We start from the raw sequence: 19,974 nt of genomic DNA, 5'->3' as shown, positions 1-19,974 counted from the left end.
GGCGATCCGAAAGCCTGCGAGCGGCTTCAGCCGCGATCTCTTCCTGGCGGCCGTCGGTGAGATCGCTGTTCCCACTCGGCACCGGTGTGCGAGCTTCTGCTACCAACAACCGAGAACCAGCAACCGACAACCGGCCATCGCCACCAGACCCCAACAACCCACACCCAAACCGGCTGAAGGGCAAACCCACCATGCTCACCCTCTACGGCGACCACCGCTCCGGCAACTGCTACAAGGTCGAACTGCTGCTGGCGCAACTGGGCCGCAGCTACCGCTTCGTGGATGTCGATGTGCTGCGCGGGCAGTCACGCACGCCGGAGTTCCTGGCGCTGAATCCCAACGGCAAGATCCCGCTGCTGCAACTGGAGGACGGCCGCTGCCTGCCGGAGTCGAACGCGATCCTGTGCTACCTGGCGGACGGCACGCCGCTGTGGCCGGCCGAGCGCTTCGCGCGGGCGCAGGTTCTGCAATGGCTGTTCTTCGAGCAGTACAGCCACGAGCCGTACATCGCGGTGGCGCGCTTCATCGTGGCCTACCTCGGGCGACCGGCCGAGCGCGCGGCGGACCTGGCGGCGAAGATGGCGCCGGGCCATCGCGCGCTGGCGGTGATGGAGCGCCAACTGGCCGCAACGCCGTTCCTGTGCGGGGCTGACTACACCGTCGCCGACATCGCGCTGTACGCGTACACCCATGTCGCGCACGAGGGCGAGTTCGACCTGGCGCCGTACCCCGCACTGCGCGACTGGCTGGCGCGGGTGCGCGCGCAGCCGGGGCACGTCGAGATGATCCGCGGCTGAGGGTGCGATCATCCACGCCAGTCCCTTCTGGCCAGCGCACATGTCCTTCCGCCACGATTTCCTCGACCTCGCGCTGCGCCTGAACGTGCTGCGTTTCGGCGACTTCACCCTGAAGAGCGGGCGCCAGAGCCCGTACTTCTTCAACGCCGGCCTGATCAACACCGGCGCGGCGCTGAGTGCACTCGGGCGCGCCTACGCGCGCACCCTCGTGGAATCGGGCATCGGTTGCGACATGCTGTTCGGCCCGGCCTACAAGGGCATCGCGCTGGCCAGCGCCACCGCCATCGCGCTGGCCGACGAGCACGCGCGCGACCTGCCGTTCGCCTTCAACCGCAAGGAAGCCAAGGACCACGGCGAGGGCGGCATGCTGATCGGCGCGCCGCTGGCCGGGCGCGTGGTGATCGTCGACGACGTCATCAGTGCCGGCACCAGCGTGCGCGAATCGGTCGCGCTGATCCGCGCCGCCGGCGCCACGCCCGCCGGCGTGCTGATCGCACTCGACCGCCAGGAGCGCGGTCAGGGCGCGCTGTCCGCGGCGGATGAGGTGCGCCAGGAGTTCGGCATTCCGGTGCTCGCCATCGCCAGCCTGGCCGAATTGCTGGGCTATGCGGCGGCCCGGCCGGAACTGGCCGCGCAACTGCCGCGGCTGCGCGCCTACCGCGAGACCTGGGGCGTTGCCGTCTGAGCCGGGCCCGGCGGTATCGGGAAGCGACAACCATTCTCAATTGACCCACGTCATCGATTTCTCACCGGGTCCGCGCGCAGTCTGGTCGCAAGGATTTCGGGAGTAGGCCATGTTGACGATGCTGCTGCTGCCGCTGGCGCTCGCCGCGGCGACCGAGGAACCACTGGAGAAGCGCTTCGACGCGGTGGTGAGTGTCGCCAGCCGCAGCGCGCAGCCGGCGCGCGAGGTGGCGGGGACGGTGTCGCTGATCGAGCGCGAGCGGCTGGACCAGACCCTGGTGCAGGATCTGGCCGACGCCGTGCGTTACGAGCCAGGCGTCTCCGCGCCGGAAGACGCCTCGCGCTTCGGCATCCAGGGTTTCGCCATCCGCGGCCTGTCGGGCAATCGCGTCGGCATGGAGATCGATGGCGTGCCGGTGGCCGACGGCTTCGCCATCGGCAGCTTCTCGAATGCCTCGCGCGGCGCGATCGAGACCGCCTTCCTGTCGCGCATGGAGATCCTGCGCGGGCCGGCGTCCACGCTGTACGGATCCGATGCGCTGGCCGGGGTGGTCAGCATGCGCACACTGAGCCCAGGGGAACTGCTCGCCAACGCCCAGGGCGACATCGGCATGCGCGCGGAAACCAATGCACTGACGCGCGACGGCAGCGTGGCCGTCAGCGGGCTGTCGGCCTGGCGCGGCGGTCGCTTCGAAGTGCTCGCCGGCATGGTCAGGCGCAGCGGCGAGGAACGCGAGAACCTGCCGCGCGACGGCGGCCTGGCGAGCAATCCGGCCGAGCGCGACGAGCACAGCGAGTTGCTCAAGCTGGGTTTCGACGGCGGCAGCTCCGGCGCCTTCAGCCTGATGCTGGACCGCACGCGCGAACAGGCCGATACGCAGGTCGATTCGCTGGAGTTCGGTCCCGGCCAGTACGCGACCACCAGCGAGATGCTCGGCGACGACGACTTCAACCGCGAGCGCCTGAGCCTGGGCGGCGCGTGGACCTTCGACCGGCCGGGCCTGGATGCGCTCAGCGCCACGTTGTACCGCCAGCGCAGCCGCAGCGAGCAGCGCACGCTGCAGACCCGCATCGCGGTGGCGCCGCGCACGCCGGCGACGCTGCGCGACCGCAGCTTCCTCTACAAGACCGACTCGCTGGGCCTGGACGTGCAGGCGGAAGGCCGTTTCGACGCGCTCGGCGCGCGCCACTGGCAGGTGTACGGCATCGAGTTTTCGCGTACCGAGCTGAACGAGCTGCGCGACGCGCTGGAGACCAACCTCAGCACCGGCGCGGTGACCAATGTGATCATCGGCGAGCGCTTCCCGGTGCGCGATTTCCCGCCGTCCACGGCGACCGAGTTCGGCGCGTTCTGGCAAGACGAGATCCGTCCCGGCGACGGCGCATTGGCGCTGATCCCTGGCCTGCGCTACGAGCATTACCGGGTGAAGGCCAGCACCGACGCGATCTTCGCCGCCGACAATCCGGGGCTGACCCCGGTGGACCTGGACGAGTCGCAATTGACGCCCAAGCTCGGCCTGCGCTTTGACCTGAACCACACAACCCAGTTATTCGCGCAGTACGCGCTCGGCTTCCGCGCGCCGCCGGTGTCCGACGTCAATGTCGGCTTCACCATCCCGGCCTTCAACTACGTGGCGATCCCGAACCCGGACCTGAAACCCGAGCGCTCGCGCGGACTTGAATTCGGTGCGCGCTACGCCGGCGAGTTCGTGTCCTTCGAAGTGGTCGGTTTCGACAATCACTACCGCGACCTGATCGAGTCGCGCGTCAACCTCGGGCGCAATGACGCTGGTGCGCTGGTGTTCCAGTCGATCAACCGCGATCGCGCGCACATCTATGGTGTCGAGCTGCGCGGTGAAGCCAGCCTGCCATGGGAAGGCTTCGCGCTCAACGGCGCGCTGGCCTGGACCCGCGGCAACGACGAGGCGCGCGACTTGCCGCTGAACAGCGTCGAGCCCGGCAAGCTGACCCTCGGCGTGTCCTACGACAGCCTGTCCGGCCGCCACCGCATCGAGCTGGTCGCCAACGCGGTGCAGGCCAAGGACCGGGTGGACGACAGCGCAGGCGCGGTGTTCCGCACGCCGGGCTACGCGACGCTGGACGCTTACTGGCGCATCCAGGTCGCCGACCGCCTGCAACTGGACCTCGGCGCCTTCAACCTGACCGACCGCCGTTACTGGCTGTGGAGCGGCGTGCGCGGCCTGCCGCAAGGGGCACGCGAGGTGGACCTCTACACCCAGCCGGGGCGGCAGTTCGGGGCGACGGTGCGGTATGCGTGGTGATGAGGCGGGTGTTGGTGCGGGTTGTTGGTGTTGGAGAGAGCCGCACACGGCGGACTGGCGGCTCCTGCTCTGACCAACACCAACAACCAACACCAACAACCAACACCAACACCAATAACCAACACCAATAACCAACACCAACACCGGCTTCAGACTCCGGCCGCTAGACTAGCCGCCATCCCCCCATGCCGGACCCCGCGCCATGCCCTTGACCACCGACACCCGCCAGCGCATCGAGGCCCTGCTCGACCAGAACCGAGTAGTGCTGTTCATGAAAGGCACGCGGCATGCGCCGCGTTGCGGTTTTTCCGCGACCGCTGCGGGCATCCTGAATGGCCTGCTGGACAACTACGCCAGCGTCGACGTGCTCGCCGACAACGAGATCCGCGAGGGCATCAAGGAGTTCGGCAACTGGCCGACCATTCCTCAGTTGTATGTCGACAAGGAGCTGATCGGTGGCTCCGACATCATCGGCGGCATGTACAACTCGGGCGAGCTGCACGAATTGCTCGGTGTCGCCAAGCCAGACCGCACCCCGCCGCAGATCGAGATCACGCCCGCCGCCGCCGAGGCCATCCGCAATGGCATGGCCGACGAGCCCGGCATGGCGCTGCACCTGGCCATCGACGGCCGCTGGCAGGCGCAGTTCATGCTCAAGCCCGCCCAAGGCCACGAGATCCGCGCCGAGAGCGGCGGCATCACCCTGCTGATGGACCTGGCGACGGCGCAGAAGGCGCGCGGCATGCGGGTCGACTGGGTAGATGATGTGCGCGGCAGCGGGCTGACCATCAAGCTGCCGCTCGCGCCGGGCGCACATTGAGGCGGTTCAACCCGCGGGCGGGTCGTGGCGAATGCGAAGGCGTCCCTTCGGTCCACCCCAGCTCACGGCCACGAAGGGTTGGCGCAGCAGGCCTCGTTCCTGCAGGTCGCGCATGATGTCGGCCGGCGCCATGCCCTGCTTGTAGTCTTCGGCGAAGCAGACGCCAAGGCGTGCGAGCGTCGCCATTTTCGGCAGGAAATCGCCGAGGTCAGCGGCATCCCGCTGCGCGAAAGGCACGCCGCCGCGCCACCAGGACACCTCGAGGCCGGCATCGCGCAACCAGCGGCGCCAGGACCCATTCGCGCCCTCCAGGTGAATCAGGTCGTTATCGACAAAAGTGACGAAACACAGGCCCGCCGGTGTTGCGGATTCCATGATGACTCCATGGGTGGCTCACGCCATGCGGCACTCAGTGGCATTTTGCGCCGTGTTTCGAAGATTGAACTCGCCGTTGTGCAATTTCACACGCCGAGTTGTTGCAAAGACCTAGAATCGAGTTCAGGCTTTACTTCGAAGTCACACGAAGTGTCTGGGCTAAGTCATCGATAGAACGGGAGGTTCGACGATGCGTGCGCAATGGATGTGGGCTGCAGTCTCGGTGCTGGCGCTGCAAGGATGCGGCGGCGGCAAGGACCCTTTGGCGGACCTGTGCATCGCCGAAGCCGCCAAACGTCTGCAAGGTCAGGTCTACCGCCTGGACGAGGCGGAACTGAAGGCAAGCAAGGCCGACGCGGCGGATGGAAACGTCACGTTCAAGGGCAAGGTCATTCTCAAGCCAGGGACCAGTGGCGAGTCGATGCAGACCATGGACTGCACCGTCGCGCCCGCGGCGGGCGATTCGCCCGCGCGCGTCATTGGATTTCAGTTCACCGTGCAGGGATCCGGGCTGACCGAGTAAACCCGGCGCTCACTCATCGAAGCGCAGGTGCTTGACGCTCTTGCCGTCGCGCCGGATCAGTTTGAGCGCCTCGACGCCGATCTCGATGTGGATCTGGACGAAGTTCTCGGTGATCTTGCGATCCGAGGCCTCGGTCTTGACGCCCTCCGGGATCATCGGCTGATCCGACACCAGCAGCAGCGCCCCCGCCGGGATGCCGTTGGCGAATCCGGCCGCGAACACGGTCGCGGTCTCCATGTCGATGGCCATGCAGCGGGTCTTGCGCAGGTATTCCTTGAACTCGCCGTCGTGCTCCCACACACGCCGGTTGGTGGTGTAGACCGTGCCGGTCCAGTAGTCGTGGTTGAGGTCGCGGATCATGGTCGACACCGCGCGCTGCAGGCGGAAAGCGGGTAGCGCCGGCACCTCGGGCAGCAGATAGTCGTTCGAGGTGCCTTCGCCGCGGATGGCGGCGATCGGCAGGATCAGGTCGCCCAACTGGTTCTTCTTCTTCAGGCCGCCGCACTTGCCGAGGAACAGCACGGCGCGTGGCTTGGCGGCGCTGAGCAGGTCCATCATGGTCGCTGCATTGGCACTGCCCATGCCGAAATTGATCATGGTGATGCCATCGACCGTGGCATTCGGCATCGGCCGGTCGCGCCCACGCACCTCAACGCCGCCCGCCTGCGCGAACACATCGACGTAGTGCTGGAAATTGGTCAGCAGCACGTACTCGCCGATGGCCTCGACCGACGCGCCGGTATAGCGCGGCAACCAGTTGCTGACGATATCGGCCTTGCTGCGCATGAGCACCACTCGGGATCAGTGAAGGGGTGCGTATTCTGCGCGCATTCGCGCGGCGCTTTGGGTGACATCGCGGATCAGGAAGTCCGGATCCACGCGCAGCGCAAGCCCGCGGATCCGGATTCCACCTGGAACGGTCACGGATTCGGCATGGCCGCGGTGGTGGTGCCGCCGGCCCGCACCCTCTCGATGCGGCGCGCGGTCAGTTCCACCTCGGCGAACTTCATGAAGTCATCGCTGACCGATCCCTCCACGCGCAACTGCAGGCCGCGATGGAGGCTGGCCCGCTGCGCCTGGGTGCCGTAGACCAGGACGCGATCGCCATCGACGTCCATCCAGAAGGCGCGCTGCGAGTGAAAGCCGCTGACAGTGCCCTGCACGGTGACCTCGGAGCCCGGGACAAACTCGGCGGCATTGGCGGACGCAGCGGCGAACGCGAAAGCGACGAGGGCGAGGGTGCGGGGGTACATGGCGTTGCTCCTGTTCCGTTGGATGATCGTGACGATCGGTACTCAATGGAACGCAGACTGCCTGCGCGGCGGGCCGGGCTGGTGCGACGCAATCGACGAAAAAGCCCGGGTTCGCCTACCCCTTTCGTAGAAGCTGAGACGTGGTTGGCGATTCGAGCCGTGTTGGTTGCTGGTGTTGGTGTTGGATTCAAGCCGCTCAGCGCAAGACCGCCTCGCCCGCTTTTACCAACACCAACAACCCACACCAACACCCGCCTCACCCCGCCCGCGGCCTCTTGCGATTCCAGCAGCTGAGGTACAGCTCGGCGGTGGCGAGGTCCTGCATCGGGTATTCCAGGAGCTCGGGGGTGTACTCGATGATCGGCTCGGTGCGCAGCGCCACGCGCCAGGGTTCGAATTCGAGGGCGCGCAGTTCCTGCTCGAAGCCGGCCACGGTGATCGGGTTCAGCTCGGTGAACCACTGCCAGTATTCGGCATTGCTGGCGACGTGGCCGGCGCGGTCCATGCGCTTGGGCGGGGTATTCAGGATGAACTCGCGCAGTTCCTCGCGCGACTTCTTCAGGTGGAACAGCGGCTCGTCGGAGAACTCACCGAGGTGCGAGCCGGCGTGCGAGTAAAACAGCCCGGGGTGGATGAACAGCAGGCCATCCGGGCGCAGCACGCGCTTCATCTCGCGCAGCGCCTGCAGGTAGCCGCCGGCGATGTGCTCCACCGAGCCCCAGGACACCACCACGTCGAAACTGTCGTCGGGGAACGGCAGATGATTGGCGTCGGCGTCGAGGAACTCGAGCCCCGCCGGCCAGGGATCCAGCGGCAGGTGCTGCGCGGCAGCGACTTCAGCCAGGCGCTCATAGCCGCGGAAGGGATCGACCCCGACCAGGCGCTCGGGTTGGTAGCGCAGGAACATGCCGAGGTCGGTGATGCCGTCGCCGCAGCCGACGTCGAGGATGCGCCCGCGCAGCAGCGGCGAATCCTTCAGCAGATAGCTGCCGACGGTCGGCGCGGCGTGGTCGAAGTGACGGAAGAACCAGTCCTCGTGGCCGCGACGCCATGACAGGCGCGCCGGGTCGGGATTGCCGTCGAGCACCAGCCGGCCGTGGTCCAGTCCGTTGCCGACGCTGGCGCCGTGCACCGCGCGGATCGCAGTGTCCGAGCGCGCCGCCGTCGGGCCGTCCTTGTACAGCATGGTCGCGTGCAGCGCGCCGCTCGCCAGCGGCAGGCTGCCCTCCGGCGCGGTCAGTCGCCAGCGGTACTGCCCGGCCGGCAGCCAGGCCGCGTTGGCGCCGTCCTGGTGCGCGCAGCGCAGCCAGTGGCGATGGCCGGCCGCATCGAAGAACTCGAGCGCGAGGTCGACCTCGAACACGATGCGCGCGCGGACGGTGCAGCGCACTTCGACCACCAGCGGCTGGTCGCCATGCGGCGGATCGGGGTGCAGGGTCAGCGAAATGATCTCGACGGCGGTCATCGGGCGTGGGCTCAGGCGGGTCGTCGGGAATGGACGCCACCGGGCGCCGCGGGTTCCCGCAGCAGCCGCTCGGCGATCGGCGCGAACTGCGCCGGGCCGGCATCGCGCGCGACCTCGCCCAGCAGCGGCGCGCCGATGCGCGCGGCGATCGCATCGATGCTGGCCTGGGCCTCGTCCATCGCCGGATCGATGCGGTTGGCGATCCAGCCTGCCAGCGGCAGGCCGGCGGCGCGGATCGCGTCGGCGCTGAGCAGCGCGTGGTTGATGCAGCCCAGGCGCACCCCGACCACCAGCAGCACCGGCAATCCGAGCGCGCGCACCAGATCGGCCAGCATCAGCGCGGGCGAGAGCGGCACGGCGAAGCCGCCGACGCCTTCGACCAGCAGATCCGCATGCCGCGCGGCGAGGCGCTCGACGGCATCGACGATGGGTTGCAGCCGGATCTCCACGCCGGACAGTTCGGCTGCGCGATGCGGTGCGATGGCCGGCGTGAAGCCGTAGACGCAAAGCTCACCCGGGCAGTGCCCGCTGGCCGCGGCCAGGGTGTCGAGATCGGCGTTGCGGTAGAGGCCATCGACGAGTTCATAGCCGCTGGCGACCGGCTTGGCCGCGCTCGCATCGCGCCCGGCCGCGCGCAGCGCGCGCACCAGGCCCGCGGTGACGTAGGTCTTGCCGATGCCGGTGTCGGTGCCGCTGACGAACAGCTTCACGCCAGCGCCTGGTGCAGGTCGGCAATCAGGTCGTCAGCATGCTCAAGGCCCACCGACAGGCGCAGCAGGGTCTCGGGCGTGGTGCTGCTCGGACCTTCCGAGGAGCGCCGGTGCTCGACCAGGCTCTCGAAGCCGCCGAGGCTGGTGGCGTTGACGAAGAGCTTGAGGCGCTCGGCGACAGCGAGCGTGTCGGCGCGCGTGCCGGCGACCTCGAAGCTCAGCATGCCGCCCGGCCCGCGCATTTCGGCACCGACCAGCGCGTGCTGCGGGTGGCTGGCCAGGCCCGGGTAATGCACCTTGGCCACGCGTGGGTGTGCCGCCAGGAAAGCGGCGACGGCGCTGGCGTTGCGCTGGTGCCAGTCGATGCGCGGCGCCAGCGTGCGCAAACCGCGCAGCACCAGCCAGGAGGCGAAGGGATTGGCGATGGCGCCCTGCAGCTTGCGGGTCTCGTCCACCGCCTGCGCCAGCGCGCCGTCGCGCGCGAACACCAGCGCGCCGCCGGTGACATCGCTGTGGCCGGCGAGGTACTTGGTGGTCGAGTGCATCACCACATCGGCGCCGAGCGCCAGCGGTTGCAGCAGCAACGGCGTGGCGAAGGTCGCATCGACCACCAGCACCGCGCCGGCCGCACGCGCGATGGCCGCAAGCGGCGCGATCGCCGAGAGCTTGATCAGCGGGTTCGACGGCGTCTCCGCCCACAGGCAGCAGGTGTTCGGCTTGAGCGCCGCGCGCACCGCCGCGGCATCGGTCATGTCGACCAGTTCCAGGCTCAGGCCCCAGCGCGGGAACCAGGTCTGCGCCAGCTTGCGGATGGCGAAATAGGTGTCGTCCGCCATCAGCACATGGCCGCCGGCCGGCAGGTTCTGCAGCAGCGCGGACGCCGCGGCCATGCCGGAGGCGAAGGCGCGCGCGAGGGCGCCGCCCTCGATCGCGGCCAGCGCGGTTTCCAGCCGGTCCTGGGTGGGGTTGGCGTAGCGGCCGTAGAGATAGCCCTTCAGCTCGCCCACATCGGGTGGGTGCTCAAAGGTGGTCGACAAATGGATCGGCGGCGACACCGCGCCGGTCTCGCGGTCGATCTCGGCGCCCGCGTGCACGGCGATCGTCTCGGGTTTCATGCGGAAGGCTCCTTGCGCTCGATGCCCGCGGCCGCCAGCTCGGCCAGGTAGCGCTGCCAGTAATCGCCCTGGTTGCTCCCCAGCTCGTGCAGGAAGGTCCAGGAATAGATGCCGGTGCTGTGGCCGTCATCGAACTCCAGCACCACCGCGTAATGGCCGACCGGGTGGATCGCCCTGATGTTCACATTCTCCTTGCCGATTTGCAGCACGCGCTGGTCGGGCCCGTGGCCCATCACCTCGGCCGACGGGCTCCACACGCGCAGCAACTCGCAGGGCAGGCGGAACACCTCGCCGCTGTCGAATTCGATCTCGAGCACGCGCGAGGTCTGGTGCAGACGGAGGTTGATCGGTTGGGGCATGGGGTGGGGCCTTGGAGGGAGCGCGGATTATTGCGCCCGGGCGGGACTGCCGGTGTACGGCAGGAGTGAAATGTGAAACGTTAAACGTCAACTGGCAGCGCCGATCTGATTGCGACGCCGCTGGAGACCGATTCACCCCTGCGTTGACCGTTCAGCATCAACCTCACGCCGATGGACTCCACCCCGGCGATGCGAAAAGCGTTCGGACAAGGTCCGAACCCACAGATGCCGCGAGCTTGCTGTGCGTGGGTTTGGACCTTGTCCAAACGCTGTTGCTCTTGGGGCGCTCCCGCGATGAGGATTGGTACGAATCAGGTGACGTTTTACGTTTCCCCGCGCCTCCGCTAGCTTCGGCCGCCCCCTGGTCCACCGCACCCATGTTCTTCCGCCGCAAGGTCCCGCACGAAGCCGAGTTCCAGCGTCTCATCGAGCGCTGGAGCGGCTATGTGCGGGCGACGCTGCTGCAGATCGACAACCGGCGCAGCGAGGCGGACCTGGAAGAAATCGAGCAGGACATCCGCCTGCGCCTGTGGCAGACCCTCAGCCGTGAGAGGAATTGGGACAAGCCTGCGTCCTTCATTCGCAGTGTGGTGTTGAGCGTGGCGATCGACGCGGCGCGCCGCCGGCAGGTGCGGGGCGGGGATTCCGAGCATGTGGGCCTGGAACACCTCGAACCCTGGTCTACCGGCGATGTGTCCGATACCGGCTCCCGGATGGAGCAGCGCGCACAATTGCTGGCGGTGCTTGAGCAGTTGCAGCGGGTCGATCCGGAGAAGGCGCAGGCGGTTGGTCTGTATCTGCAGGGTTTCACCACCCAGGAGATCGGCGATCTGCTGGGCTGGACCGAGTCCAAGGCGCGCAACACCGTGTATCGCAGCCTCGACGCCGTGCGCGCCGGGGCCCAGGAAGCAGGAACGGACGACGATGAACGCGGCGCATGACATCGAGATGCTGACCCAGCTGGCCCAGGGGCGCCTGGCGCCCGAAGAGCGCCTGGCGCTGGCCCGGCGTGCGTTGACGGACCCGGCATTGGCTCGCGACATGAAGCTCGCGATGCGGCTTGCGGGCGGTGGTGCCGAGACGGCGCGCGACTGGGTGGCGTTGGCGCAGAAGCCGGCGGTGCAGGCCGCTGCCCAGCCGTGGTGGCGTCCGCTGGCCGGGGTCGCGGCGAGCCTGGCGATCCTCGCGGCGGTGATGGCGATGCCTCGCATGCCCGCGCCCGGCAATCTGGAATCGCAGCAGATGGCGCAGATGCCCTCCGCGCCCGGCGACCGGATCGGCGAAATGTCCTTCGAGGCGCCCGAGCTGTTCGGCGGCAGTTTCGAGGCGAACTGAGCCCGAGCGGGCGCCGGGTCAGAAGGGCACCGGTACCGCGGCGGTTCCGGCCACCGCAAGCAACATGGCTGCGTGGCCGGGCCACAAACGACGGAAGTAGTCGCTCCCGGCGCGCCAGGCGAGAAACACCTTGGTCAGCAGGTTGGTCGCGAAGCCGAGCACCAGCGCCCAGCGCGCAGCTTCCACGTCGATGGCGCCGCTTGCGGCCAACTGACCCATCGACAGGGTCACCGCGTGCACATCCGCCAGTCCGGCCGTGGCCGCAGCCACCCAGACGCCGGAACTGCCGAGCCAGTCCTTCAGCGCCGCCGACAGCAGCAGCACCGCCGCCAGCAGGCCGGCAAAGCGGATGGCCTCGATCGGGCTGAACGGGCGCCCGCCCGAGGCTGCCGGATCGACGCTGCTGGTGCGCGCCCGCCGCGCCAGCCACAACGCAAACGCCAGCGCCACCAGGGTGCCCGCCATCAGCATCGGCCAGACCGCGCGCAGCAGTCCCGGTGAGGTGCTGCCCAGCAGGATGGTCATCAGCACCGTGGTCGCCACGCTGCTGGCCATGCCCGCGGCGGCGGCCTCCTGGGCGCGCGCTGGGTCGCGCGTGGCGCGCTGCCCCATCGCCGCGATGGTCGCCGCGCTGGACACGAAGCCGCCGACGAAGCCCGCCAGCGGCAAGCCGATGCGCGGCCCGAACACGCGCAGCGCGACATGCCCGGCGGCGCCGATCGCCATGATCAGGATGACGATCGCCCACAGCTTGCGGATCTCCAGAACGCCCCAGGGATCGACACTGCCGCCCGGCAGCAAGGGCAGCACGATCAGCACCGAGGCGAGCAGCAGCAGGCCGTCATGGGTCTCCTGCGGTGTCAGCACGGTCTGCGCGAAGTGGTGCAATCTGGACTTGCCGGCCAGCAGGATCGCCACCGCGACGCCGAGCGCCGCCGCCAGCGCGGGCTCGGTCGTTGCAAGCACGCCGAGGAGGAAGGTCAGCAGCAGCGCGATTTCGGTGGTCAGTCCGGGGTCTTCGGTGCTCGAACGCACATAGGACAGCAGCGCGGCGAGGCCGACGAAAGCTCCGGCCAGCAGCATCGCCGGCAGACCCAGGTGAGTAGACAACGCGCCCATCAATGCCACCAGGGTGAAGCTGCGCACCCCTGCTGCGCTGCGATCAGCGCTACCTGCCTTGCGCCGTTCGCGCTCGATGCCGATCAGCAGGCCCAGCCCCAGCGCGACGCCGAAGCCGAACAGCAGATCCAGGGGTGGGAATTCAGCATTCATCGCTGCAGCATCCTGCGGTAACAGCGCGGACGCAAGCCGCCACCGGGCTTGGCTCATGCCTTGCGCGCGACTGCTCGCGTTCCACGCGCCTTCAAGCGGCCTCCGCTATGCTCCTTCGCCGGTTTGAACGCAGGAACACACCCATGGACACACGTGCTTATTGGCTGGCAGGCATTCTTGCGCTGGCCATCGGCGGTGCGCAGGCCGAGGAACCAAAGGCCGCGCCGGAGAACTCCGCTGCAGCGCAGACCGCGCCGACAATGGAATTGCCCGCATGGGCGCCCGGCCCGGTTGCCGGCGAGAAGGAACCGGTTGCGGGCCGTGTCGAGGCGCCCGGAATCGGGCTCGCTTTCACCCTGCCGCAGAGCTGGCGCGCCGACGATGTCAGCTGGCGTGAACTACCCCTCGAGGAGGCGAAGAAGATCTCGCCGCTGGCGGAGTCAGCGATGGTCGTCGAGCTGGCCGTCAAGGACGAACCGCAGCGATTGCTCACCTTTTATCGCGTGAACCTCAAGGAGTGGGGCGAAAACCACGCCAACAGCCCGGGCAGCATCGCGTTCACCACCCAGGACATGGGCATGGTCGTGATCCGTCCAGAAGAGGCCAAGGGCCCAGGCCGCTACGCCGACCTGCGCGGCGCGATAGAGGACGCTATCGGCACGCTGGTGCCCTACTTCGCGCAGTACGAAGAGCAGCTCCGGCGCCACGACATCAGTGGTCAATTCGCCGGCAAGCTCGCAAGCGGAGACATGCTGTCGCTGAACCTGGACAGTGGTGGAAGCCTGAAGCTCATCATTCGCGGCAAGCGCGAGTTCGCCGGCAACTGGCAGCAACGCGGCTCGCAGGTTATCGGGCAGCTCGCGGGCGCGGGCGAGGGTGTGCATCCCGCGCTGGTGCTGTATTCGAATGGAAACTCGCTGACCGCAATGAAGTGGGACGACAAGGTGTTCGGCAGAACCGGTGTGCTGCTGGAGAAGGCGCAGTGACCGCGCGCGGGCGCCTGCAGCCGCAGTTCTGGTGGCTGCTGGCGCTCGCCCTGCTGCTGATCGGCGCCGGCATCGGCCTGCGCGATCCGTGGCCGGCCGACGAGCCGCGTTTCGCGCTGGTGGCCAAGCAGATGGTCGACAGCGGCGAGTGGCTGTTCCCGCATCGCGGCAACGAGCTGTACTCGGACAAGCCGCCGATGTTCATGTGGATGCAGGCCGCCGCCTCGATGCTGACCGGCTCGTGGCGAATCGGCTTCCTGCTGCCCTCACTGCTGTCCGGCCTGCTGACGCTGGCACTGGTGTTCGACCTGTCCCGGCGCCTGCACGGCCGCCGCGTGGCCTGGATCGCGGCGGCGACGCTGCTGTTCACGCTGCACTTCACCTTCCAGGCGCGCACCGCGCAGATCGACGGGACGCTGCTTGGCATCTTCACCCTGGCGGGATACGGCTTGCTGCGCCATCTGCTGCTGGGTCCGGACTGGCGCTGGCTGTGGATCGGTTGCTTCGCCGCCGGCATCGGCACCATCACCAAGGGCGTGGCCTTCCTCGCGCTGCTGCTGCTGCCGCTGGCCCTGCTCGGGCGACGCCTGGGCTGGCAGGGCCTGCCACCGCCACGGCCCTTCGACGGCAAGCGCAGCGCAGTTGCGGTACTCGCCTTCCTCGGCGCGGTCTCGCTGTGGCTGCTGCCGATGCTGCTGACCGTGTGGCGCCTGGACAACCCGGATTACAACGCCTACGCCAAGGACATCCTGTTCGGGCAGACCGCCTCGCGCTACCTCGAACCCACGCACCACCTGAAACCCGCGTGGTACTACCTCGGGGTGATCGCCTCGCTGTGGCTGCCGGCGTCCTTCGCGCTGCTGTGGGCGGTACCGCACTGGTGGCGCGGCTGGCGCCGCGGCCAGCGCCCGGCGCGGGTGTGGCTGCCGCTGTCGTTCGTGGTGCTGATCGTGTTCTTCTTCTCGCTGTCGGGCGGCAAGCGCGATGTGTACGTCCTGCCGGCGCTGCCGATGCTGGTGCTCGCGTTGGCGCCGCTGCTGCCGGCGCTGCTCAAGCGCGTCGCGGTCCAGCGCACCTTGTTCGCGTTGGCGCTGGTGCTCGCTCTGCTGCTGAGCGCCGGCTCGCTGTACGCGATCGTTGGGGAGCCTGCCTTCGCCGAACGCCTGCGCAGCCTGCGCGGCCTGGATCCCTGGCACATCACGCTGGCGATGGGCATTGTCGGGCTGGTTGCGAGTGCTGTGTTCCGCCCGCGCCGCGGCGCGCTGGCCCTGGCCGGCACCCTGACCGGCATCTCGCTGATCTACGGCCTGTGGGCTTACCCGGTGATCAACGACTCGCGCTCAGCGCGCGGCGTGATGGAGAAGGCCGGCGCGCTGATCGGCCCGGACGCGGAGCTCGCGCTGCTCAGCTGGAAGGAACAGAACCTGCTGATGGCCGACCGCCCCGCCACCGTGTTCGGCTTCCTCGCCCCACGCGCCGACCAGGAACTTGCCGCCGTCGCATGGCTGCGCGAGAAACCCGCCAACCGCTGGGTGCTGGCGCAGAAGCTGTCGCTGGAGACCTGCTTCCTGATCGAACGCGCCACCGTCGTCGGCGAGGCCAACCGCCGCCGCTGGTTCCTGGTCAACGCCGAAGCCCTGCGCGAGCAATGCCTGCCGCATTCGGAGGAAGCCCGGCGCAGGCACAAGGTGGCTTGGCACTGACAAGCAGTGAAAGGTGAAAGGTGAAAAGCGAAAGGTCGGCAACGCCGCCCCATTCGCGCTTTGCCCCGACTCTTCACTTTTCACCTTTCACTTTTCACGCTCCATCACTCATGCACCTCCACACCACCGGCCACGGCCCTCCGCTGATCCTGCTGCATGGCTGGGCCATGCATGGCGGGGTGTTCGCGCCGCTTGTGCGGGAGTTGGCGGCGAGTTTCGAGTGCCATCTGGTCGATCTGCCGGGGCACGGGTTGAGCGAGGAGCGCGACGGGCTGGCCCTGGAACCCACCGTCGAGCGCCTGCTGCAATGGCTGCCGCCGGCGCCGTGGCTGGGTTGGTCGCTCGGCGGGCTGTTCGCGCTGGAGGCGGCGGTGCGCGCGCCGGAGCGGGTGAAAGGCGTGATCGCGATCGCCGCCTCGCCGCGTTTCGTGGTCGGCCCGGACTGGCCACACGCCGTCACGCATACGGTGTTCGAGGAGTTCGCGGCCGACCTGGCGCGCGATTACCGCGCGACCATCGAACGTTTCATCGCCCTGGAGGTGCATGGCGACGCGCACCCGCGCGAGGAGATCCGCTGGCTGCGGGAACGCCTGGCCGAATGCCCGCCCTCGGACCCGCGCATCCTCGACGACGGCCTGCGCATCCTGGCCGATACCGATCTGCGCTCTGAGCTGCCAGGGCTGCAAGTCCCAAGCCTGTGGCTGGCCGGCCAACGCGACCGGCTGGTACCGTGGCCGGGCATGCAGGCCGCCGCGGCGCTGACGCCCGGCAGCCGCTTCCAGCGGATTGACCGCGCCGGACACGCGCCTTTCCTGAGCCAGCCCACGCTGGTGGCCGATGCCATCCGTGGGTTTCTTGCCTGACGCGAGGCGCTGATCGGTTGTCGGCAGCGAAGCTCGCAAACCGCGGACCTGTGGGAGCCGACTCTGTCGGCGATCTTTCCGGCGGCCGCCAGCAAGAGATCGCGGCTGAAACCACTCCCACCAGCAGCCTTGATGCGGCCCGTGCGGCGCTACTTGGCGGCGCGCACCTGGATCAGGTGCGCCAGCACGCTGACCGCGATCTCGTGCGGGGTCTGTGCGCCGATCTCGATGCCGACCGGCGCGCGCAGCGCGGACAGGTGCGCCGCCTGATCCGGCGGCAATGCGCCGAGCACCTGGGCGATGCGACGGCGGCTGCCCATCATGCCGAGGAAGGCGAACTCGCTGCCGGCGAGCACCCGCAGCGTGGCCACGTCACTGGCGTAGTCGCGGTTCAGCAGCACCACATCGAGCGCGCGACGGGTGGCGAGCGCCGCGCGCAACTGCTCGAACCCGCCACTCAGCACGCGCGCGTCGGGGTAGCTGGCGGGGTCCGCGTACTCCGCGCGCGGATCGAAGATCCAGATCTCGTAGTCGAGGAATCGCGCCAGCTCGTACAGCGCGCGCCCGCAGTGGCCGCCGCCGATGATTACCAGGCGCGGATCGGGCGCAACCAAGCAAGCGCCATCGGCCGCGCCGACATCCCCTGCGTCCAGAGCCACCGGCTCGCCCGCGGCGAGCGTGCGCGCCAGCGCCTGCGCGCGCGCGCGGTCGGCCGCGCCCGCCCAGCGGCGCAGCGCCAGGTGCATCCGGCCGCCGCACACGCCGGCGGCATCGGCGGCGCCGCTGAGATCGATCTGAACCTCATGGACGGTGCCCTGCGAGGACAGCAACGCCCGCGCCGCGGCGATCACCCGCGCCTCGGCCATGCCGCCGCCGATGCTGTGCGCGGTGCGCTGCGCGTCGATGAGCATGCGCGCGCCCGTCTTGCGTGGGGTCGCGCCGCGGGTCGCGATGACGCTGGCGAGCACCACCGGGCCGTTCTCCAGCCAGCCGACCAGGTCGGCGAACAGGCGCTCGTTCAAGCGCGCGCCGCTGCCTGCTGCGCGCGGATCGCGCGAAAGATCGCCTCCGGCGTGGCCGGCGCGGCCAGTTCCACGATGCCGCCGTTGCCGCAGGCCGCGACCGCATCGCGCAGCGCCTCGCGCACGCAGAAGGCGAGCATCAGCGGTGGCTCGCCGACCGCCTTGCTGCCGTAGATCACATCGGTCCCGGGTGGCGCGGTGCGCCGGTACAGGTCGAGGCGGAAATCGACCGGCACATCACCCGCGGTCGGAATCTTGTAGGTGCTCGGCGCGTCGGTGAGCAGGCGGCCATTGCTGCCCCAGACCAGTTCTTCGCAGGTGAGCCAGCCCATGCCCTGGACGAAGCCGCCCTCGACCTGGCCGCGGTCGATCACCTCGTTCAGCGACTCGCCGACGTCGTGCAGGATGTCCACCCGGCGCAACTGGTGCACGCCGGTGTGGGTGCAGACCTCGACCTCGGCCACCGCGGCGCCGAAGGCGAAGTAGTAGAAGGGGTGGCCCTTGCCGGCCGCCGGATCCCAGTGGATCACCGGCGTGCGGTAGTAGCCGGTGGCGGACAGGCTGATGCGTGCGTTGTAGGCCGCCTGCGCCAGCTCCGCAAAGGAAATCGAGCTGGTGTTGGTGCTTGCGCTTGCACTGACTCGGTCGTCAATGAACTGCACGGCTTCGGATTCGCAGCCCAGCAGCCGCGCCGCCACCGGCCGCAGTCGCGCCAGCAGGGTCTCGCAGGCGGCCTTGATCGCCTGGCCGTTGAGGTCGGAGCCGGTGCTGGCCGCGGTGGCGGAGGTGTTCGGCACCTTGTCGGTGGCGGTGGCCATGATGCGGATGCGCCTCGGGGCCACGCCGAGGGTGCGCGCGGCCACCGCGATCATCTTGGTGTGCAGGCCCTGGCCCATCTCGGTGCCGCCGTGGTTCAGCTGGATCGACCCGTCCTGGTAGATCAGCACCAGCGCGCCGGCCTGGTTGTACTCGGTCTTGTTGAAGCTGATGCCGAACTTGATCGGCGTGATCGCCAGGCCGCGCTTGCGCGTGGTGTGCGCGGCATTGAAGGCTTCGACCTCGCGCCGGCGACTGGCGAACTCGCTGCGCTGCATCAGCTGCGCCCAGAGATCCGGCATGTGGTTGTCGGCGACCGGCTGACCGTAGTGCGTGGTGTCGCGCGGCAGCTGCTCGCCTTCGCGATAGAAATTGCGCTCGCGCACCTGCTCCGGCGGCAGGCCGAGGTGACGCGCGATGCGGTCGACGATCTCCTCGGCCACCAGCACGCCCTGCGGTCCGCCGAAGCCGCGGAAGGCGGTGTGCGAGGTGGCGTGGGTCTTCGCGATGCGGCCGATCACGCGCACATGCGGGCAGTAGTAGGCGTTGTCGACATGCACCATCGCGCGCATCAGCACCGGCGGCGACAGATCGCAGCTCCAGCCGCCGTCGGCCACCAGGTCCACATCCATCGCCTGCAGCATCCCGTCGCCATCGAAGCCGATGTCGAAGCGCCCGAGGAAGGGGTGGCGCTTGCCGGTGAGCTGCATGTCCAGGCTGCGCACCAGCTGGATCGCCACCGCGCGCCCGCTGCGCCATGCGGCCAATGCGGCGAGCGCGGCGAATGGATTGGCCTGGGTCTCCTTGCCGCCGAAGCCTCCGCCCATGCGCAGGCTGCGGCAGACCACCTGGTGCGCGTGCAGCCCGAGCACATGCGCCACCATCGCCTGGGTCTCGGACGGGTGCTGGGTGGACGAGGTCACCTGAACCAGGCCATCGCCGTCGATCTCGACCCAGCTCGCGTGGGTCTCGAGGTAGAAATGGTCCTGCCCGCCGCAGCGCACCTCGCCCTGCAGCCGGTGCGGCGCGCTGGCCAGCGCCTGCGCCACCCCGCCGCGCTCGACCTTGGCCGGCGGCAGGTGGAAGCGCTGCTCGGCGATCGCCTGGTCGATCCCGAGGCAGGCCGGCAACGCTTCGTACTCGACATGCACCACGCGCGCCGCGGCCTGAGCGATCAGCGCATCGTCGGCCACCACCCAGGCCACCGCCTGGCCGTAGTAGCTCACCTCGTCCGCCGGGATCAGCGGCTCGTCGTGCAGGATGGTGCCGGTGTTGTTGTCGCCTGGAATGTCCGCCGCGGTCAGCACCGCATGCACGCCGGGCATCGCCAGCGCTGCGCGCGCGTCGATGCCGAGGATGCGCGCATGCGCATGCGGCGCCTGTACCGGATGCAGCCGCAACAGGCCCACCGGCATGCGCAACTCGTCGGTGTAGACCGCACGGCCGGTGACATGGGCGGTGGCGCTTTCGTGGGTCATGGGGTGGGGGATCCGGAGGCAAGAAGCGGGGCAGGGGTCAGGGGGCAGGGGGACTGGACTGAAGCTCCGAATGGAAGACTGTCGAAGTTCGCCGTCCACTCATCCGCGACAAGGAC

The 19,974-nt window shown here is 68.8% G+C and carries 20 protein-coding genes; 10 read left to right on the top strand and 10 right to left on the bottom strand.

Annotated elements, in window-relative coordinates:
• The first annotated feature begins 191 nt into the window (after positions 1–191).
• The 4 genes from IPK27_12235 to grxD all read left to right on the top strand — a co-directional run bounded on the left by IPK27_12235 (position 192) and on the right by grxD (position 4,583).
• Positions 192–797, top strand: a complete 606-nt coding sequence (locus tag IPK27_12235; GenBank protein ID MBK8068360.1) for a glutathione S-transferase family protein — start codon at positions 192–194, stop codon at positions 795–797.
• A 40-nt stretch (positions 798–837) separates the two neighbouring features.
• Positions 838–1,482, top strand: a complete 645-nt coding sequence (gene pyrE, locus IPK27_12230; protein ID MBK8068359.1) for an orotate phosphoribosyltransferase — start codon at positions 838–840, stop codon at positions 1,480–1,482.
• Between the two features lie 109 nt (positions 1,483–1,591).
• The gene (locus IPK27_12225; protein ID MBK8068358.1) at positions 1,592–3,763 is read left to right on the top strand and encodes a TonB-dependent hemoglobin/transferrin/lactoferrin family receptor; all 2,172 of its coding nucleotides are present in this window, start codon (positions 1,592–1,594) and stop codon (positions 3,761–3,763) included.
• A 202-nt stretch (positions 3,764–3,965) separates the two neighbouring features.
• Positions 3,966–4,583 (top strand): Grx4 family monothiol glutaredoxin, encoded by a 618-nt coding sequence (gene grxD, locus IPK27_12220; protein ID MBK8068357.1) that lies wholly within the window; start codon positions 3,966–3,968, stop codon positions 4,581–4,583.
• A gap of 6 nt (positions 4,584–4,589) precedes the next feature.
• Here the strand turns inward: grxD and IPK27_12215 are convergent, their stop codons facing one another.
• Positions 4,590–4,958, bottom strand: coding sequence for a hypothetical protein (locus IPK27_12215; protein ID MBK8068356.1), 369 nt, complete (start codon positions 4,956–4,958; stop codon positions 4,590–4,592).
• Between the two features lie 190 nt (positions 4,959–5,148).
• On the opposite strand from IPK27_12215, the gene IPK27_12210 reads away from it, so the two are divergent.
• Entirely contained in the window at positions 5,149–5,481 is a 333-nt protein-coding gene (locus IPK27_12210) for a hypothetical protein (GenBank protein MBK8068355.1), read from the top strand.
• 9 nt (positions 5,482–5,490) lie between these two features.
• Here IPK27_12210 and IPK27_12205 read toward each other — a convergent pair whose 3' ends face one another.
• From IPK27_12205 to IPK27_12180, 6 genes are all read right to left on the bottom strand, one after another.
• Positions 5,491–6,267 carry an AMP nucleosidase gene (locus IPK27_12205; protein MBK8068354.1) on the bottom strand — a complete coding sequence of 259 codons (777 nt, stop codon included), beginning with the start codon at positions 6,265–6,267 and terminating at the stop codon, positions 5,491–5,493.
• 134 nt (positions 6,268–6,401) lie between these two features.
• Entirely contained in the window at positions 6,402–6,734 is a 333-nt protein-coding gene (locus IPK27_12200) for a hypothetical protein (protein MBK8068353.1), read from the bottom strand.
• 256 nt (positions 6,735–6,990) lie between these two features.
• Positions 6,991–8,199 carry a class I SAM-dependent methyltransferase gene (locus tag IPK27_12195; GenBank protein MBK8068352.1) on the bottom strand — a complete coding sequence of 403 codons (1,209 nt, stop codon included), beginning with the start codon at positions 8,197–8,199 and terminating at the stop codon, positions 6,991–6,993.
• Between the two features lie 11 nt (positions 8,200–8,210).
• On the bottom strand, positions 8,211–8,909 hold the full coding sequence (bioD, locus tag IPK27_12190) for a dethiobiotin synthase (protein MBK8068351.1): 699 nt from the start codon (positions 8,907–8,909) through the stop codon (positions 8,211–8,213).
• Entirely contained in the window at positions 8,906–10,024 is a 1,119-nt protein-coding gene (locus tag IPK27_12185) for a PLP-dependent transferase (protein ID MBK8068350.1), read from the bottom strand. Before IPK27_12185 ends, bioD begins: the two co-directional genes overlap by 4 nt.
• Positions 10,021–10,383, bottom strand: coding sequence for a DUF971 domain-containing protein (locus tag IPK27_12180; GenBank protein ID MBK8068349.1), 363 nt, complete (start codon positions 10,381–10,383; stop codon positions 10,021–10,023). The genes IPK27_12185 and IPK27_12180 overlap by 4 nt, the downstream gene beginning before the upstream one ends.
• 377 nt (positions 10,384–10,760) lie before the next feature.
• On the opposite strand from IPK27_12180, the gene IPK27_12175 reads away from it, so the two are divergent.
• Together IPK27_12175 and IPK27_12170 are read left to right on the top strand one after the other, a co-directional pair.
• The gene (locus tag IPK27_12175) at positions 10,761–11,324 is read left to right on the top strand and encodes an RNA polymerase sigma factor (protein MBK8068348.1); all 564 of its coding nucleotides are present in this window, start codon (positions 10,761–10,763) and stop codon (positions 11,322–11,324) included.
• Complete coding sequence (locus tag IPK27_12170; protein ID MBK8068347.1) at positions 11,308–11,718, top strand: hypothetical protein; 411 nt, start codon at positions 11,308–11,310, stop codon at positions 11,716–11,718. The genes IPK27_12175 and IPK27_12170 overlap by 17 nt, the downstream gene beginning before the upstream one ends.
• A gap of 18 nt (positions 11,719–11,736) precedes the next feature.
• Here IPK27_12170 and IPK27_12165 read toward each other — a convergent pair whose 3' ends face one another.
• Positions 11,737–12,990 carry an MgtC/SapB family protein gene (locus IPK27_12165; protein MBK8068346.1) on the bottom strand — a complete coding sequence of 418 codons (1,254 nt, stop codon included), beginning with the start codon at positions 12,988–12,990 and terminating at the stop codon, positions 11,737–11,739.
• A 107-nt stretch (positions 12,991–13,097) separates the two neighbouring features.
• On the opposite strand from IPK27_12165, the gene IPK27_12160 reads away from it, so the two are divergent.
• The 3 genes from IPK27_12160 to bioH all read left to right on the top strand — a co-directional run bounded on the left by IPK27_12160 (position 13,098) and on the right by bioH (position 16,542).
• Entirely contained in the window at positions 13,098–13,976 is an 879-nt protein-coding gene (locus IPK27_12160; GenBank protein ID MBK8068345.1) for a hypothetical protein, read from the top strand.
• 14 nt (positions 13,977–13,990) lie between these two features.
• A complete protein-coding gene (locus tag IPK27_12155) occupies positions 13,991–15,679 on the top strand; it encodes a glycosyltransferase family 39 protein (protein MBK8068344.1) in 1,689 nt (562 codons plus the stop codon).
• A 110-nt stretch (positions 15,680–15,789) separates the two neighbouring features.
• A complete protein-coding gene (gene bioH, locus IPK27_12150) occupies positions 15,790–16,542 on the top strand; it encodes a pimeloyl-ACP methyl ester esterase BioH (protein MBK8068343.1) in 753 nt (250 codons plus the stop codon).
• A 149-nt stretch (positions 16,543–16,691) separates the two neighbouring features.
• On the opposite strand, the gene IPK27_12145 is transcribed toward bioH, so the two are convergent.
• Positions 16,692–17,564 (bottom strand): XdhC family protein, encoded by an 873-nt coding sequence (locus IPK27_12145; GenBank protein MBK8068342.1) that lies wholly within the window; start codon positions 17,562–17,564, stop codon positions 16,692–16,694.
• On the bottom strand, positions 17,561–19,858 hold the full coding sequence (xdhB, locus tag IPK27_12140) for a xanthine dehydrogenase molybdopterin binding subunit (protein MBK8068341.1): 2,298 nt from the start codon (positions 19,856–19,858) through the stop codon (positions 17,561–17,563). The genes IPK27_12145 and xdhB overlap by 4 nt, the downstream gene beginning before the upstream one ends.
• Positions 19,859–19,974: the final 116 nt, after the last annotated feature.

This window comes from Rhodanobacteraceae bacterium (assembly GCA_016713135.1).
Lineage (GTDB): Bacteria > Pseudomonadota > Gammaproteobacteria > Xanthomonadales > SZUA-5 > JADKFD01.
The sequence above is the reverse complement of the archived record's forward strand: the minus strand, read 5'-3'. Positions and strand labels throughout refer to the sequence as shown.

What these genes read in the sequence shown, in the direction of transcription:
- pyrE (MBK8068359.1), top strand. Translation starts at nt 838, where the DNA reads ATGTCCTTCCGCCACGATTTCCTCGACCTCGCGCTGCGCCTGAACGTG.
- IPK27_12210 (MBK8068355.1), top strand. Translation starts at nt 5,149, where the DNA reads ATGCGTGCGCAATGGATGTGGGCTGCAGTCTCGGTGCTGGCGCTGCAA.
- bioH (MBK8068343.1), top strand. Translation starts at nt 15,790, where the DNA reads ATGCACCTCCACACCACCGGCCACGGCCCTCCGCTGATCCTGCTGCAT.
- IPK27_12165 (MBK8068346.1), bottom strand. Translation starts at nt 12,990, where the DNA reads ATGAATGCTGAATTCCCACCCCTGGATCTGCTGTTCGGCTTCGGCGTC.
- IPK27_12225 (MBK8068358.1), top strand. Translation starts at nt 1,592, where the DNA reads ATGTTGACGATGCTGCTGCTGCCGCTGGCGCTCGCCGCGGCGACCGAG.
- grxD (MBK8068357.1), top strand. Translation starts at nt 3,966, where the DNA reads ATGCCCTTGACCACCGACACCCGCCAGCGCATCGAGGCCCTGCTCGAC.
- IPK27_12180 (MBK8068349.1), bottom strand. Translation starts at nt 10,383, where the DNA reads ATGCCCCAACCGATCAACCTCCGTCTGCACCAGACCTCGCGCGTGCTC.
- IPK27_12175 (MBK8068348.1), top strand. Translation starts at nt 10,761, where the DNA reads ATGTTCTTCCGCCGCAAGGTCCCGCACGAAGCCGAGTTCCAGCGTCTC.
- IPK27_12160 (MBK8068345.1), top strand. Translation starts at nt 13,098, where the DNA reads ATGCTCCTTCGCCGGTTTGAACGCAGGAACACACCCATGGACACACGT.
- IPK27_12235 (MBK8068360.1), top strand. Translation starts at nt 192, where the DNA reads ATGCTCACCCTCTACGGCGACCACCGCTCCGGCAACTGCTACAAGGTC.
- IPK27_12185 (MBK8068350.1), bottom strand. Translation starts at nt 10,024, where the DNA reads ATGAAACCCGAGACGATCGCCGTGCACGCGGGCGCCGAGATCGACCGC.
- IPK27_12170 (MBK8068347.1), top strand. Translation starts at nt 11,308, where the DNA reads ATGAACGCGGCGCATGACATCGAGATGCTGACCCAGCTGGCCCAGGGG.
- IPK27_12205 (MBK8068354.1), bottom strand. Translation starts at nt 6,267, where the DNA reads ATGCGCAGCAAGGCCGATATCGTCAGCAACTGGTTGCCGCGCTATACC.
- IPK27_12200 (MBK8068353.1), bottom strand. Translation starts at nt 6,734, where the DNA reads ATGTACCCCCGCACCCTCGCCCTCGTCGCTTTCGCGTTCGCCGCTGCG.
- IPK27_12215 (MBK8068356.1), bottom strand. Translation starts at nt 4,958, where the DNA reads ATGGAATCCGCAACACCGGCGGGCCTGTGTTTCGTCACTTTTGTCGAT.
- IPK27_12195 (MBK8068352.1), bottom strand. Translation starts at nt 8,199, where the DNA reads ATGACCGCCGTCGAGATCATTTCGCTGACCCTGCACCCCGATCCGCCG.
- xdhB (MBK8068341.1), bottom strand. Translation starts at nt 19,858, where the DNA reads ATGACCCACGAAAGCGCCACCGCCCATGTCACCGGCCGTGCGGTCTAC.